15 protein-coding genes and 1 pseudogene are annotated in these 12,970 nt (G+C 61.0%); 10 read left to right on the top strand and 6 right to left on the bottom strand.

Going from position 1 to position 12,970, the window contains the following annotated elements; genetic code table 11:
• Window positions 1-1,226, top strand: a 1,226-nt coding sequence (locus AAC083_RS17230) for a DUF3394 domain-containing protein (RefSeq protein WP_146181717.1), incomplete at its 5' end; no start/stop codon positions are given.
• A 57-nt stretch (window positions 1,227-1,283) separates the two neighbouring features.
• Here the strand turns inward: AAC083_RS17230 and AAC083_RS17225 are convergent.
• The gene (locus AAC083_RS17225; RefSeq protein ID WP_258224744.1) at window positions 1,284-1,418 is read right to left on the bottom strand and encodes a hypothetical protein; all 135 of its coding nucleotides are present in this window, start codon (window positions 1,416-1,418) and stop codon (window positions 1,284-1,286) included.
• 188 nt (window positions 1,419-1,606) lie between these two features.
• Here AAC083_RS17225 and AAC083_RS17220 point away from each other — a divergent pair, with 188 nt between their 5' ends.
• Complete coding sequence (locus tag AAC083_RS17220; RefSeq protein WP_042038029.1) at window positions 1,607-2,233, top strand: lysoplasmalogenase; 627 nt, start codon at window positions 1,607-1,609, stop codon at window positions 2,231-2,233.
• 98 nt (window positions 2,234-2,331) lie between these two features.
• Here AAC083_RS17220 and AAC083_RS17215 read toward each other — a convergent pair whose 3' ends face one another.
• Both AAC083_RS17215 and AAC083_RS17210 read right to left on the bottom strand, forming a co-directional pair.
• The gene (locus tag AAC083_RS17215; RefSeq protein ID WP_108537240.1) at window positions 2,332-3,885 is read right to left on the bottom strand and encodes a DHA2 family efflux MFS transporter permease subunit; all 1,554 of its coding nucleotides are present in this window, start codon (window positions 3,883-3,885) and stop codon (window positions 2,332-2,334) included.
• Window positions 3,885-4,937 carry an HlyD family secretion protein gene (locus tag AAC083_RS17210; RefSeq protein WP_108537239.1) on the bottom strand — a complete coding sequence of 351 codons (1,053 nt, stop codon included), beginning with the start codon at window positions 4,935-4,937 and terminating at the stop codon, window positions 3,885-3,887. Before AAC083_RS17210 ends, AAC083_RS17215 begins: the two co-directional genes overlap by 1 nt.
• A gap of 99 nt (window positions 4,938-5,036) precedes the next feature.
• Between AAC083_RS17210 and AAC083_RS17205 the strand changes: the two genes are divergently transcribed.
• Window positions 5,037-5,939, top strand: coding sequence for a LysR family transcriptional regulator (locus AAC083_RS17205; RefSeq protein WP_042038025.1), 903 nt, complete (start codon window positions 5,037-5,039; stop codon window positions 5,937-5,939).
• Window positions 5,940-6,056: 117 nt separating this feature from the next.
• Window positions 6,057-6,371 carry a putative signal transducing protein gene (locus tag AAC083_RS17200; protein WP_042038056.1) on the top strand — a complete coding sequence of 105 codons (315 nt, stop codon included), beginning with the start codon at window positions 6,057-6,059 and terminating at the stop codon, window positions 6,369-6,371.
• A 14-nt stretch (window positions 6,372-6,385) separates the two neighbouring features.
• Here the strand turns inward: AAC083_RS17200 and AAC083_RS17195 are convergent, their stop codons facing one another.
• Window positions 6,386-7,669 carry a dicarboxylate/amino acid:cation symporter gene (locus tag AAC083_RS17195; RefSeq protein WP_181364794.1) on the bottom strand — a complete coding sequence of 428 codons (1,284 nt, stop codon included), beginning with the start codon at window positions 7,667-7,669 and terminating at the stop codon, window positions 6,386-6,388.
• A 208-nt stretch (window positions 7,670-7,877) separates the two neighbouring features.
• Here AAC083_RS17195 and AAC083_RS17190 point away from each other — a divergent pair, with 208 nt between their 5' ends.
• Both AAC083_RS17190 and AAC083_RS17185 read left to right on the top strand, forming a co-directional pair.
• Entirely contained in the window at window positions 7,878-8,123 is a 246-nt protein-coding gene (locus AAC083_RS17190; RefSeq protein WP_042038023.1) for a YecH family metal-binding protein, read from the top strand.
• A gap of 102 nt (window positions 8,124-8,225) precedes the next feature.
• The gene (locus AAC083_RS17185) at window positions 8,226-8,825 is read left to right on the top strand and encodes a YhgN family NAAT transporter (protein ID WP_108537237.1); all 600 of its coding nucleotides are present in this window, start codon (window positions 8,226-8,228) and stop codon (window positions 8,823-8,825) included.
• 82 nt (window positions 8,826-8,907) lie between these two features.
• Here the strand turns inward: AAC083_RS17185 and AAC083_RS17180 are convergent, their stop codons facing one another.
• Window positions 8,908-9,876 carry a LysR substrate-binding domain-containing protein gene (locus AAC083_RS17180; protein ID WP_108537236.1) on the bottom strand — a complete coding sequence of 323 codons (969 nt, stop codon included), beginning with the start codon at window positions 9,874-9,876 and terminating at the stop codon, window positions 8,908-8,910.
• Between the two features lie 274 nt (window positions 9,877-10,150).
• On the opposite strand from AAC083_RS17180, the gene tatA reads away from it, so the two are divergent.
• The 3 genes from tatA (at window position 10,151) to AAC083_RS17165 (ending at window position 12,175) form a co-directional block, all read left to right on the top strand.
• The gene (tatA, locus tag AAC083_RS17175; protein WP_108537235.1) at window positions 10,151-10,312 is read left to right on the top strand and encodes a twin-arginine translocase TatA/TatE family subunit; all 162 of its coding nucleotides are present in this window, start codon (window positions 10,151-10,153) and stop codon (window positions 10,310-10,312) included.
• 14 nt (window positions 10,313-10,326) lie between these two features.
• A complete protein-coding gene (locus tag AAC083_RS17170) occupies window positions 10,327-10,623 on the top strand; it encodes a YfcZ/YiiS family protein (RefSeq protein ID WP_042038018.1) in 297 nt (98 codons plus the stop codon).
• Between the two features lie 127 nt (window positions 10,624-10,750).
• Window positions 10,751-12,175 carry a lytic transglycosylase F gene (locus AAC083_RS17165; protein ID WP_108537234.1) on the top strand — a complete coding sequence of 475 codons (1,425 nt, stop codon included), beginning with the start codon at window positions 10,751-10,753 and terminating at the stop codon, window positions 12,173-12,175.
• Window positions 12,176-12,190: 15 nt separating this feature from the next.
• On the opposite strand, the gene AAC083_RS17160 is transcribed toward AAC083_RS17165, so the two are convergent.
• On the bottom strand, window positions 12,191-12,328 hold the full coding sequence (locus AAC083_RS17160; RefSeq protein WP_167335288.1) for a hypothetical protein: 138 nt from the start codon (window positions 12,326-12,328) through the stop codon (window positions 12,191-12,193).
• 78 nt (window positions 12,329-12,406) lie between these two features.
• On the opposite strand from AAC083_RS17160, the pseudogene AAC083_RS17155 reads away from it, so the two are divergent.
• Window positions 12,407-12,970, top strand: a pseudogene (locus AAC083_RS17155) (phospholipase D-like domain-containing protein); the annotation flags it as partial.

The following is a 12,970-nucleotide window of genomic DNA, read 5'->3' as shown; positions in this document are numbered from 1 at the left end:
TGGTGGTGCTGGTGTGGTGCCTGATGGTTGAACGGCTCTCGCCCGGGCTGTCGGCCTTCTGGGGAACCGTCATGCTGGTGATCATACTGCTGACCCAGCGGCCGCTGCTCAACTGGCTGCGCAGTGATGGCCAGCACGATTACGGCTCAGTGCAGGACGGTCTGATCGATCTGCGCGAGGGGCTGGTGGCCGGAGCCCGCAACATGATTGGCATCGGCATTGCGACCGCCACTGCCGGCATCATAGTGGGCGCCGTTTCCCAGACTGGGGTGGGTCTGGTACTGGCCGATCTGGTGGAGATGCTCTCCATGGGCAATCTGCTGCTGATGCTGCTGCTCACCGCCTTTCTGAGCCTTATTCTCGGCATGGGGCTGCCCACCACCGCCAACTACATCGTTGTCTCCAGCCTGCTGGCGCCCGTGGTGGTGACGCTCGGGCAGCAGAACGGCCTGATAGTGCCGCTCATCGCCGTGCACCTGTTCGTCTTCTACTTCGGCATCATGGCGGATGTGACGCCGCCGGTGGGGCTGGCCTCGTTCGCGGCAGCCGCCGTCTCCAAGGGGGATCCGATCAAGACCGGGATCACGGCGTTCTACTACAGCCTGCGTACCGCCGCGCTGCCGTTCCTGTTCATCTTCAACACCGACCTGCTGCTGATCGATGTGGACTTTGCCCACGGAGTGCTGATCTTTATCGTGGCAACCATCGCCATGCTGATCTTCGCCGCTGCTACCCAGGGCTGGTTCCTGGTGAAGAGCCGCTGGTACGAGAGCATATTGCTGCTGCTGGTCGCCTTTACCCTGTTCCGCCCCGGTTTCTGGATGGACATGGTGCACGATCCCTATCGGGTTACCCCGCCCGCCGAGTTGGCAAAAACCATGGGTGAAGTGGAGGCGGAGAGCACGCTGCGGCTGCGCGTCCAGGGTGAAGATGCGGTCGGAAAACCGCGCAAGTTCACCCTGCTGGTCGCCGTTCCGGATGGGGCGGATGGCGAGGAGCGGCTGGCCAATCTGGGACTGAGCCTCTATGAACAGGATGGCAAGACGCTGATCGACAACGTCGCCTTTGGCAGCCCTGCGGCCACCATGGGGCTGGAGTTCGATCAGGAGATCCTGACCGTCAAGGCGCCCACCGAGCGCTGGCGCAAGGAGCTGATGTGGTTGCCCGGCTTCCTGCTGTTTGCGTTGATCGTCGGGCTGCAACGGCGACGGGCGGTGCGAGCCTAACAAGGGTCAATAAAAACGGCGCCATCGAGGCGCCGTTTTCATCTCCCCGGTCGGGGCTTATTCTTGCGGATCCTGCAACTGGTCCAGCGCCTGTTGCTCCTGCGGGCTGAGGCCAAGCTGTTCGCAGGCCTGCTCGAAGCTGATCCCCAGATGGCACATCATAATATCGATGGCGGGCAGATAGTTTTTCATTGCTTCTTCCATGGTGATCCTCCAGACCCGTTCCTTATGCCCCAGCAGGGGGGGCGAGGCAATTAGACTTTAGGTGTAGAGGGCTGGTGTTCTGAGCACCCCTGCCACTGGGCGGGGGAATTTGCTACTCTGCTCCCGGTAAATAAGATGTTGCCGTATGAGTGCGAGCAACACGTGAGGAGCAGGGCATGTTATTGAGTTTCTTGATCATCGCATCGGGCTGGTGGCACATTCGTGCGGCCTACGGCTCAGACTCCCGTCAGTTCTACATCAGTAAGCCGCTGACCATGCTGCTCATCATTGCGCTGGCGTTTGGCTATCAGGGTTATGACCACGACGGCTCCCATGCCTGGATCCTGCTCGGCCTCTGCCTGTCGCTGGCCGGAGACGTGCTGCTGATGCTGCCAAGCGATCGGTTTATTCAGGGGCTGGCGGCATTTTTTGTCGCGCACCTCTGCTACATAGTCGGTTTCGCCCAGGGGCCGCTGGTGCTGAAGCTGATGGATGGCCTGCTGTTGCTGCTGGTGGCGGGCATGGTGTTCGGCCTGTTGTGGGGCAAACTCGGGGAGATGAAGGTCCCCGTGCTCTGTTACATGCTGGTGATCATTGGCATGGCCTGGGTGGCCGCCGGTGCCTGGCACGCCTCCTTGACTGCAGGCAGTGCCGCCGCCCTGGTGGGGGCCTTGATGTTCCTCTTCTCCGACAGCATGCTGGCGCTGGATCGCTTCCGCCGCCCTTTCCCCCATGCGACGGCCTGGGTGATGAGCAGCTACTTCGCCGCCCAGTTTTTGATCGCCGCCTCGCTGGCAGGGTGAAGAGGCGCCGGTGCCTTTTATCGCTCGCACTAGACCCTGATCCTTGCTGACGGGTGACGAACCGCGGCAAGGAAAATGGGCCTGTTTTCAGACCCTTGCTATGCCTCGAGCGGCTCGGCGTCGGCAGCCCTGGGTGCTGGCTGCTTGAGTAGCAGCATCAGGGCGCTGGCGATCAGCAGGAAGATGCCCATCACGTAAAACACCTGATTGTAGGCCATGATGGCCGCCTCGCGGCTGATGGTGTTCGCCAGCATGGCCTGGGCCTGCTGCTGTGCCAGCTCGGGACCCGAGCCTTGCACCATCATGTTCTGGGCCAGCTGCAGCAGGTAGCTCTGCCCCTCTATGCTACTGGCGGCCAGCGTGCTGCTGATCTGGCTGACATGAACGCGGGTGTCGTTATCGATCAGGGTCGCAATGATGGCGATACCGAACGCGCCGCCGAGGTTGCGCAGTACGTTGAGCAGGGTCGAGGCGGAGGGGATCTCGTCATGGGTCAGGCTGGCGGTCGCCACCAGAGAGAGCGGCACCATGATGAAGGGTTGACCCAACGCCCGCACTATCAGCGACTGGATCAGCTGGGGGCCGGCGTAGTCGGCACTCATGTTCATGTTCATGAAGCAGCTGATGGCAAACACCAGGAAGCCGAAACTCACCAGGTAGCGCGGGTCTATCTTGTGGGTCAGTTTGGGCACCAGCGGCAACACCAGCAGCTGTGGTAGCCCCATCCACATCAGTACTTCACCGATTTCCAGTGCGTTGTAGTTGTGGATCTGCGCCATGTAGAGCGGCAGCACATAGATGGAGCCCATCAGCGCCATGCCGAGCACCAGATAGGCGAAGCAGGCCAGCGCGAAACGCGGATTGTGCAGTAGCCGCAGGTTGACCAGCGGATGGCGTCTGAGCAGCTGGCTGATGACGAAGAACACCAGGGCCACTACCGAGATGACGGTGAGCCGCACGATGAAGCTGGAACCGAACCAGTCCTCCCGGTTGCCCTCTTCCAGCACCACCTCCAGCAGGCCCAGCCCCATCGCCATGGTGACTATGCCGATGAGATCCACCCGCTTGATCACCTCCCAGTCCACCGGCTGCTTGTCCAGCCCGTGGGCCAGCATGGCCATCACCAGCAGTCCCGGTGGCACATTCAGATAGAAGATGTAGTGCCACGACAGCTGCTCGGTCAGCCAGCCGCCCAGCGTTGGGCCTATGGCGGGGGCGAAGGTGGCACAGATGCCGAACAGCGCCATGCCGGTGGCCCGCTTGTGCAGTGGCAACAGGGTGACGATGAGTGAGAAGGCCATGGGAATGAGGGCGCCGCCGGTGAAGCCCTGCAATGCCCGGAAGACGATCATGCTGGTGAGGTTCCAGCTGAACGAGCAGAGCACGGAGGCGATGAGGAAAGCGCCGGTGGTCCACAGCAGATAGCGGCGCACGCTCAGGCCCCTGCTGAACCAGCCGCTCAGGGGGATGGCGATCATTTCTGCCACCAGATAGGAGGTGGAGATCCAGGAACTCTCGCTCAGGGTGGCGGAGAGGGCCCCCTGAATGTCCTTCAGGGAGGCGTTGGTGATCTGGATGTCGAGGATGGCCATGAAGGCGCCAATGAGGCCCCCCATGACAGCGATCCAGTGGCGACGTGGAATGGGTTCCATCAGTGGGCGGCGACCAGGGGCTCGGGATCCCGGGTGTCCACTATCACCTCGGTGGAGAGGCCCGGCAGCAGCTTGCCAGCCAGGGCGCCCGGCTCGGGGATGCGGATCTTGACCGGCACCCGCTGCACTATTTTGGTGAAGTTGCCGGTGGCGTTTTCCGGTGGCAGCAGGGCGAATCTGGCGCCGGTGGCGGGGGCCAGGCTGTCGATGATCCCCTCGACTGATTGACCCGGATAAGCATCCAGGATCACCTTCACCTTCTGGCCCGGCTGCATGTGGAGCAGCTGAGTCTCCTTGAAGTTGGCCTCGACCCACACCTGTTGCAGCGGCACCAGGCTGGCGACCTGCATGCCGGATTGGACATAGAGCCCGGCCCGCAGGCTGCGTTTGCCGATAATGCCATCGGCCGGTGCCCGCAACTCGGTATAGGTCAGCGCCAGTTTGGCCTGCTCCAGCAGCGCCTCGCTCAGGGCCAGCCTGGCTTTGTTCTGCTTGGCTTCGGCATCCAGCACCAGCAGTCGTTCACGGGCTGCTTGCAGGGCGGCTTGGGCCTCCTGCTCCTGTGCCAGATTGACCTGCAGTCCAGCCCGTACCTCGTCCAGGCTGTCTTGCGAGCTGTAATGGCGCTGGTTGAGCTGGCTGACGCGCTGCACCTGTTGCTGGGCGCGCACCTGCTCGGCATTGGCAGAGCTGACTTTGGCCTCGGCCTGACGGATCAGGCTCAGCTGCTGGGTGCGGGTCGCGGCCAGATTCTCCGCTGTCGCCTGATTGAGGCGCAGGTCGGCTTCGGCCTCGGCCACCTTGGTCTTGTACTCCCGATCATCCAGTCTGGCGATCAGCTGACCGGTCTTCACCGCCTGGTTGTCGGTGACCAGCACCTCGCTGATGTAGCCCGGCAGCTTGGAGCCGATCCCGGTCACCTCGCTCTGCAGGTAGGCGTTGTCGGTACTCTCGAAATAGCGGCCATGCAGATACCAGTAACCGGCGAACAGCAGACCGAGCAGGGCCAGCACCATGGCGGCCAGCAGGGGGATCTTCTTGTGTTGACTCATTTTTGGGGGGATTCCTGAACTTAAGAGGCGCAGGCTAACACTGGCCAACTGTTTCGATTAGTATCCATTTATGAGATAGACAGTTTCACTGGTGCAACAATGGATTTGAACGCGGCATTGATTTTAGTGCGGATCGTCGACAAGGGCTCCTTCACTGCGGCCGCCCAGGATCTGGGCATGACCAAGGCGACCGTGAGTCGCCGCATCGCCGAGCTGGAACAACGCCTCGGCGTGCGGCTGCTCTACCGCTCCACCCGGCAGCTCACCCTGACCGAGGCCGGGGAGCAGTATTACCTGCGCTGCAGCAAGGCGGTGGATGAGCTGGCTCAGGCCGAGCTGATGGTGAGTGCCAGCCAGCAGGAGGTGACAGGTACCCTCAAGTTGGCGGTGCCTATCGAGACGGGGCAGCTGGTGGTTGGTCGGTTGGTGGCTAAATTCTTGCAAGTCTATCCGGGCCTGCAGGTGGAGCTGGAGCTGACCAATCGCATCGTGGATCCCATCAACGAGGGGCTGGATGCGATCGTGCGCATCGGTGACATGAGCGACTCCAATCTGGCGGCGCGGCGGCTGTGGAGCACGGAGCGGCTGCTCTGTGCCAGCCCGGATTATCTGGCGCGCAGCTCAGCCATCACGCGGCCGGAAGATCTGCTTTTACACGAGCGGGTGGCGGTGAGCAGCGGCTTTCTGGCCTCTCACTGGTGTTTCGAGCGCGAGGGTAGGGAGGTGCTGGTTGACCCTCCCTCCCGTTTTCGGGTTAATAATATAACCTGCGCCAGGGAGGCGGCGAAGGCGGGGTTGGGATTGGCTTCTCTACCTGCCATGCTCTGTCATGAGGAGCTGGTCAGCGGGGCGCTGGTGACCCTGCTGCCCGAGTGGCAGCAGCCCAAGGTACCGATATATCTGCTGTTTCCGGAGCGGCGACTGATGCCGCGCAAGTTGCGGACCTTTATCGATTTCATGGTGGCGCAGGGGGCCGATTACGGCATCGACAACCTGTTGTGACTGGCGTGTTAGGGAAATAAGGGGGCTGGATCATGGGATCCAGGTTCTATCCCGAGGATGGAAGAGGGCATGGTGCCGGTTATATGCGGCATCGACAACCGGTTGCAGGGGGAAGGCATGGATCAATGGATCAATCTTTATCGGGCTTCCCATTCACTGGAGGCCCATGCCCTGAAGGGGGCGCTGGAAGTGGAAGGGGTGCTGGTACGGCTCAACGGGGAGGCGTTGTCCGGCGCCCTGGGCGAGTTGCCGGTAGACATGTTGCAGGTGACCCTGATGGTGAGGGCCGAGGACCGCAGCAAGGCTGGGCGGGTCATAGAGCGTTACCAGCAGCGTCAGGGCAATGGCTGGCTCTGCGGTCAATGCGGGGAGGAGAACGGCGCCAACTTCGAGGTCTGCTGGCGCTGTCATCACGATCCCCACGATCATTAATCGCTCACCCTGCCTCAGCGCAGGGTGAAGTCGATATCCTCCCCCGCGCTGGCGTCGTGATAGGTCGCCAGATCCAGCTCCTTCTCGCTGCGGGCGATCAGCACGGACACCAGAATATCGCCGGAGACGTTGACCGTGGTGCGTGCCATGTCGAGGATCCGGTCGATCCCGGCGATGAGGGCTACTCCTTCCAGCGGTAATCCCACTGCGGTCAGCGTCAGCGTCAGCAGCATCAATCCGGTGCCCGGTGTGCCCGCCGTGCCGATACTGGCCAGGGTGGCGATGCTGATGATGGTCAGGTAATCCACCATGTGCAGATCCACTCCGAAGGCCTGTGCCACGAACAGGGCGGTTACCCCCTGATAAAGGGCGGTGCCGTCCATGTTGATGGTGGCGCCTATGGGCAGCACCTTGGCGGTGATGGCGGGGGAGACACCGAGCCGACGCTCGGCGCAGGCCAGGCTGATGGGCAGGGTGCTGCTGCTGGAGCTACTGGTGAAGGCCACGGCCTGTGCATCAACGATGCTCTTGAAGTAGTGCAGCGGATTGAGCCGGGCCAGCAGGATCAACAGGCCGCTGTAAACGCCAAGCACATGGAGCAGGCAGCCGAGATAGACGGCGCCGATTACTTTGAGCAGAGGCATCAGCAGGCTCGCCCCGTATTTGCCTGTCATCCAGGCCATCAGGGCGCAGACGCCGTAGGGGGCCAGCGCCATCACCATCTGGGTCAGTTTGAACATCCCTTCCGCCAGCGAGGTGAAGAAGAGGATGGCGGGACGGCCGCGCCGGCCGGTGGCGTTGAGGGCGAGGGCGAGGGCCACCGCGAACACGATCACCTGCAGTATCTTGCCATCCACCATGGCCTGCAGCGGGTTGCGCGGTACCAGATGGCTCAGCACGCTGGCCAGGGTCGGCTGTTCCAGCATACCGACGCGCTCATAGGGCCCCATATTGGCGCCCATGCCGGGTTCCAGCAGCCAGCCCATCATCAGGCCGATGCAGATGGCGATGGCGGTGGAAAAGAGATAGAGGCCTATGGCCTTGCTGCCGATCCGATCCAGACTCTTGCCCTTGAGCAATGAGGTGAGGCCAGCGATGACCGAGCAGAAGATGAGAGGCACCATCAGCATCTGTATGGTGTTGACGAACAGGACGCCAATGGACTTGAGCTGCAACGCCTGTTCACTGAAACCGAGTCCCAGGCCGATCCCTGTCAGCATACCGATCAGGGTCTTCAACCAGAGAGGACGGCGGGTCCAGATCCGCCAGGGTTTGAAAGCCAATCCATGGTGCAGCATGACGCCAATGTCCTTATAGTCGGTCTGAGATGGCAAAAAGGGGCGTTAGTGTAGCCATCCCCTTGTCAGGTTGCCACATTATCGACAAAGCACTCCTCACAGCCAGCCCGACCTGAGGGAAATTGGCAATTTATTGGCTTATATCAAGGTCGCCAGTGGCGGGGCGGGATTTAATTGACATTAAATATGTTCATTAATGAGGTTTGCAATGACTCAATCGGTACACGGTCACGAGGTGATGGAGATGATGCTGGCGCAGGGTGGCCAATTTACCCGGACCAGCCTCAGGGAGGCGATCGATGCGCGCTTTGGCACCGACGCCCGTTTCCATACCTGCAGTGCCAGCGAGATGGATGCAGAGGCGCTGATCGCCTTGCTGGCACAGCGCGGCAAGTTCATCGAATCAGGGCAGGGTTTTCAGACCCACGCCGGCAAGATTTGCCACCACGGGTGATCCCCCCGCGGCGAGCGGCCTGTGGCGCTCGCTGAATCCCGCCGCCTTTGTTATATTTTGCCCTCTTCCCCCTCCTTATTGAATGCTTAGCCTGGGCGTTGTATGGACACTTTCTCCGCAGCCGTCATGTTGTTTTTGATCATGGATCCGCTGGGCAACCTGCCGGTCTTCCTGTCGATCCTGCGTCATCTTGATCCCAAGCGGCGGCGCAAGGTGATGATGCGGGAGCTCTTGTTCTCTCTCGCTATCATGATGGCCTTCCTGCTCGCTGGTCAGCAGATCCTGGATTTCCTCAATCTGCGCCAGGAGGCGGTCAGCATAGCGGGCGGCATCATATTGTTCCTCATCGCCATCAAGATGATCTTCCCGAGTGAAGGCGGGGTGACCGGGCTGGCGGCGGGTGAAGAGCCTTTCCTGGTGCCCATGGCCATCCCCATGATCGCCGGCCCCTCCATTCTTGCCTCCCTGTTGTTGCTGGCCAACCAGGAGCCGACCCGGATGGTGGACTGGTCGCTGGCCCTGCTGATGGCTTGGGGAGCCAGCGCCGTGATCCTGATGTTTTACGAGGTATTCAACAAGCTGCTGGGTGAGCGGGGACTCAAAGCGGTGGAGCGGCTGATGGGCATGCTGCTGGTGATGATCTCGGTGCAGATGCTGCTGGACGGCGTGCACCACTATCTGGCGGTGACCGGCCAGGGCTGAAGTGTCAGGGCTGCTTTTCAGCCCCGGTTCCCCGCTTGCTCATGCCGAGGAGGAAGCGCGTCCCCTGCAACCAGCAGCATGATCAGGGCTGTTCTATGGTGGAGGGTTCCAGTTTGCTCATGATGAGGGCGAGCAAGGTTTCCCGCAGCCAGCGGTGGCCCGGATCCTCCTCGTGGCGCTGATGCCAGATCAGCAGGTGGGAGATGCTGTCGAGCGCTATGGGCAGCGGCAGCGGCACCAGCGGATAGACCTGGGTAGCGTGACGGGCATAGAGCCTTGAAAGGGTCACTATCATGTCCGAGTGCATGCCCATACGCAGCGCCGCCTCGAACGAGGGCACGGTCGCCTCGATCCGGCGGTAGAGATCCATCCCTGCCAGCTTGTGATCCAGCATCCAGCGGTCCCGCCCCTCGCAATAGGTCTGCACATGGGGATAGGCCAGGTAACGGGCGAGATCCCACTCGGGCTCGTGCAGGGCCGGGTGATCGTGTTGCACCAGACAGGTGAGGTCATCGATGGCAAGCAACCGCTGGCAGATGGCGTTGGGCAGGGTGTCGAGCCGGAAATCCGAGCTGATGCAGTTCTCCCGCACCGTGAAGGCGATGTCCACCTGGCCCTGACTCATCTCTGTCAGACTGTTCTCGGTCCACTCCTCGTAGCGCAGCCGTATGCCCGGTGCCTGCCGTTTTAGCTCGCTCAGGTAGAGCGGGGCGAACAGGGTGAAGGCGCTGTCCATGCTGGCGATGACGAACTCCCGCTCGGTATTGGCCGGATCGAAATCTGGCGGCTGGATCAGGTTGTCCAGCGACAGCAATATGGGTTGCAGTTGCTGCTGCAGCGTCAGGGCGCGGGCGGTGGGCTCCAGCCCATAGGCGGAGCGCACGAACAGGGGGTCATCGAAGGTTTCCCGCAGGCGGCCAAGGGCCTTGCTGACGGCAGACTGGCTCAGATGCAGGCGGCGGGCCGCCCGGCTGCCATTCCGCTCTTCCAGCAAAACTTGCAGGATAATCAATAAATTGAGGTCGATACGCCCCAGCTGTTCCAGCAACATGATATGAATCTCCTTCAATTCTTAGATGAATTTATACCATTTGTTTTCATATCTTGGCGAATCTATGCTTCGGTTGTCTCTCGCCTTCAATGGCGGCTGGTACAGGATGTAGTGGTTGAGGGGACAAGTAGCATCAAGTGATACGGCGACCCTGGGTCGCCGTATTTTTTTGCGTGATTTATTTGCAAACTTGCACCTGCCTTGATTTTGCCCAACAATCCTTGCGCCTTCTTTTGATACAAACAATCGGTATCTATCAGTCAGGAGTATCCCAGTGGGACTCGGTGGAATTCATATCTGGCATTTGTTGATCCTGCTTGTGGTTGTGGTCGTGGTGTTTGGCAGCAAACGCCTGGCCGGCGCCGGTGAGGATCTGGGCACCGCCATCAGGGATTTTCGTAAAGCCTTGCGTGACGATGAAGTACAGCCGAAATAAGTAGGAGTTGAATGATGTCCGTAGAAGATAAAGTGCAGGAAACCTGTGACAGCTGTGGCTGTTTCGCCGAGATCGGCACCATCATAGGTGAAGGTGACGATGTCATGGATCTGGTGATCGAGGCGGCGGTAGAAGCCGATGCCCGTGCCAAGCTGGCCGCTTATGAGGCACTGGCCAAACAGGTGACTGCCGAAGCCAGCATCAGCAGCGAGCTGAGCCAGGGCGCCAACGGTGTGATCCTGAAAGCCCGCCTGCAGTTCACCTGCACCGCCGAAAAATTGATTTTCGAGATGCGTGCCCGCTCTATCTGAGCCCTGTGATGACACGGCGGGTGCGCCTGCCGTGTTGACCCTTCTGCTGTAGGTCTGCGTTCTATAGTAAGTTATCCCACAGACGGTTTTGCCCGACGCGAGTCGGCCAACAGAAGGCGACCACATAATGAGGCTGCGATGGATCTGGGGCCTGCTGGCCCTCTGGTGTCTTCCTCTGCTGGCGGCGGATCTCAAGCCACAGCGCCTGCCCCAACCCGGGGACCTCGAACATATACTGCAAAAGAAAGAACTCAGGGCCCTGGTGGTCTATGAGCGGGGATTCTTTTTCCTCGACAAGGGGACTCAGCACGGCATCCTGGTCAATCAGCTGCAGGGGTTCGAGCGCTGGCTGAACCAGACCTATCTGGCCAAGGAGAAGATCAAACTTAAGATCATCTACATACCCGTACGCCAGGACAAGCTGCTGGACTACCTCAGCGAGGGGCGCGGCGATTTGGTGGCGGCCAACATGACGGTGACACCGACCCGGCGCGAGCAGGTGACCTTCTCCGATCCGGTGATCGCCCCCATCGAAGAGTGGGTGGTGAGCCAGCATTCCCTACCGACTTTCAACCGCATCACCCAGCTCTCCGGCAGGCGCATCTGGGTGCGCGCCAGCTCCAGCTATTATGAGAGCCTGCGCCAGCTCAACTGGCTGTTTCGCGAACTGGGGCTGCCGCCCATCTACATAGAGACGGTGCCCGAATACCTGCAGGACGGGGATCTGCTGGAGATGGTAGCGGCCGGCATCATACCGCTCACGGTAACCGACAGTTTCAAGGGGCGCATCTGGCTCGGCATGATCAGCGGCCTGAGAGCTCACAAGCTGATCCCGCTGCGGGACAAGGGCCGCAGTGCCTGGGCGCTGCGCAACAATAGCCCCAAGCTGCTCAAGGCGGTGAACGGTTATCTGGCCGATGCGGGCAAGCGTACCCTCTATAGCGACATGACCCTGCGCGGTCTGGTGGCCCGCAGCGATCAGATGAGCAATATTTTGGCGCCGGATCCTCTGGGGCGGCTGGCGACTATCCGCAAGGTGCTGGAGCAGCAGGCCGACAAGTACGGGTTGGACTGGCTGATGCTGGCGGCGCTGGCTTATAAGGAGTCGGGCCTCAATGCCGGCGTGCGCTCAGAGCGAGGGGCTGTGGGGATCATGCAGCTGTTGCCGAGTACAGGGGGAGAGGTGGGCATTCGTGGAGCCAGGCTCGCCAGCCTGGAGGGCAATGTGGAGGCGGCCTGCCGCTATATGCGACTGATCCTGGATACCTACTTCAACGATCCCGGGCTGGATGTGCTCAACCGCCATCTGTTTGCGCTGGCGGCCTATAATGCCGGTCCGAATCGGGTGCAGGCGATCAGGGCCAAGGCGGAGGCCGCCGGGCTGGATCCGAATGTCTGGTTTGGCAACGTGGAGCAGCTGGTGGCCAACGAGGTCGGCCAGGGGCCCATCAACTACGTCAGTACCATCTACAAGTACTACGTGGCCTATCGCTTCAGCCTGCCGCAGCTGGAGGGCAAGGCTGCCGCCATCGAGGCGGTGGCCCAGCCCTGATGTTCTCTCGCCCGTCTAGACAGGCTGAGTGGGCGGTACAAAGGGCTGATCCCTGTGCTGCAGATACCAGGGGGCCAGCTGGCCGGTCGGCGAGGGATCCGGCTGACTGGCTTGCGGTCGATGGCTGATGGCGGGGCGATCCGTGAGTTCCATGGTAAATTCCCTTATCCACGTTCCAATGAGGTCTGTAGCCAGCGTTATGCCATTTCCCCATGACAGGCAGATGACGCCATGATCCCCGGCGAATTTGCACTGATTGATCAACCCGAGCTTGCGCTCAAGGTGCGCTGCCAGCTGATCCGCAGCGCCCGCAGCCGGATCCAGGCCCAATACTACAGCTGGGAGGAAGACAGCAGCGGCAAGCTGCTGTTGTCGGAGCTGCTGCACGCGGCCCGGCGCGGGGTGCGGGTACAACTGCTCATCGACGACCTCTATGCTGGCGATAACCGTTTCCTGGAGATGGTGGCCCATCAGCCCGGCATAGAAGTGCGGCTGTTCAACCCCTTTTGGCTGCGGGGCTGGCGTCCTTTGACCCTGTTTCTGGAGGGGATGTTCAGCTTTCGCCGCATCAATCACCGCATGCACAACAAGTTGCTGCTGGTGGATGGTAACCAGGCGGTGATCGGCGGTCGCAACATAGGTGACCGCTATTTCGGGCTGGGCGGTACGCCCCAATTCGTCGATCTGGATCTCGCCTGCCGTGGTTTGCTTTGCCAGCAGGCCGAACAGGGCTTCGATCAATTCTGGCGCAGCCGCTGGAGTCACCCGATCCGCCGCTTGCTGCGTCGTTCCTTG

The organism is Aeromonas sp. HMWF014 (assembly GCF_963878295.1).
GTDB classification, from domain to species: domain Bacteria; phylum Pseudomonadota; class Gammaproteobacteria; order Enterobacterales; family Aeromonadaceae; genus Aeromonas; species Aeromonas popoffii.
Note: the sequence above shows the minus strand (reverse complement) of the source record. Positions and strands in the feature narration are given on the sequence as shown.

Excerpts from the sequence above, each read along its gene's own strand:
- AAC083_RS17165 (WP_108537234.1), top strand. The coding sequence starts at position 10,751 with ATGAGGCTGCGATGGATCTGGGGCCTGCTGGCCCTCTGGTGTCTTCCT.
- AAC083_RS17205 (WP_042038025.1), top strand. The coding sequence starts at position 5,037 with ATGGATTTGAACGCGGCATTGATTTTAGTGCGGATCGTCGACAAGGGC.
- AAC083_RS17195 (WP_181364794.1), bottom strand. The coding sequence starts at position 7,669 with ATGCTGCACCATGGATTGGCTTTCAAACCCTGGCGGATCTGGACCCGC.
- AAC083_RS17200 (WP_042038056.1), top strand. The coding sequence starts at position 6,057 with ATGGATCAATGGATCAATCTTTATCGGGCTTCCCATTCACTGGAGGCC.
- AAC083_RS17170 (WP_042038018.1), top strand. The coding sequence starts at position 10,327 with ATGTCCGTAGAAGATAAAGTGCAGGAAACCTGTGACAGCTGTGGCTGT.
- AAC083_RS17185 (WP_108537237.1), top strand. The coding sequence starts at position 8,226 with ATGGACACTTTCTCCGCAGCCGTCATGTTGTTTTTGATCATGGATCCG.
- AAC083_RS17180 (WP_108537236.1), bottom strand. The coding sequence starts at position 9,876 with ATGTTGCTGGAACAGCTGGGGCGTATCGACCTCAATTTATTGATTATC.
- AAC083_RS17215 (WP_108537240.1), bottom strand. The coding sequence starts at position 3,885 with ATGGAACCCATTCCACGTCGCCACTGGATCGCTGTCATGGGGGGCCTC.
- AAC083_RS17220 (WP_042038029.1), top strand. The coding sequence starts at position 1,607 with ATGTTATTGAGTTTCTTGATCATCGCATCGGGCTGGTGGCACATTCGT.
- AAC083_RS17160 (WP_167335288.1), bottom strand. The coding sequence starts at position 12,328 with ATGGAACTCACGGATCGCCCCGCCATCAGCCATCGACCGCAAGCCAGT.
- AAC083_RS17225 (WP_258224744.1), bottom strand. The coding sequence starts at position 1,418 with ATGAAAAACTATCTGCCCGCCATCGATATTATGATGTGCCATCTGGGG.
- AAC083_RS17210 (WP_108537239.1), bottom strand. The coding sequence starts at position 4,937 with ATGAGTCAACACAAGAAGATCCCCCTGCTGGCCGCCATGGTGCTGGCC.
- AAC083_RS17190 (WP_042038023.1), top strand. The coding sequence starts at position 7,878 with ATGACTCAATCGGTACACGGTCACGAGGTGATGGAGATGATGCTGGCG.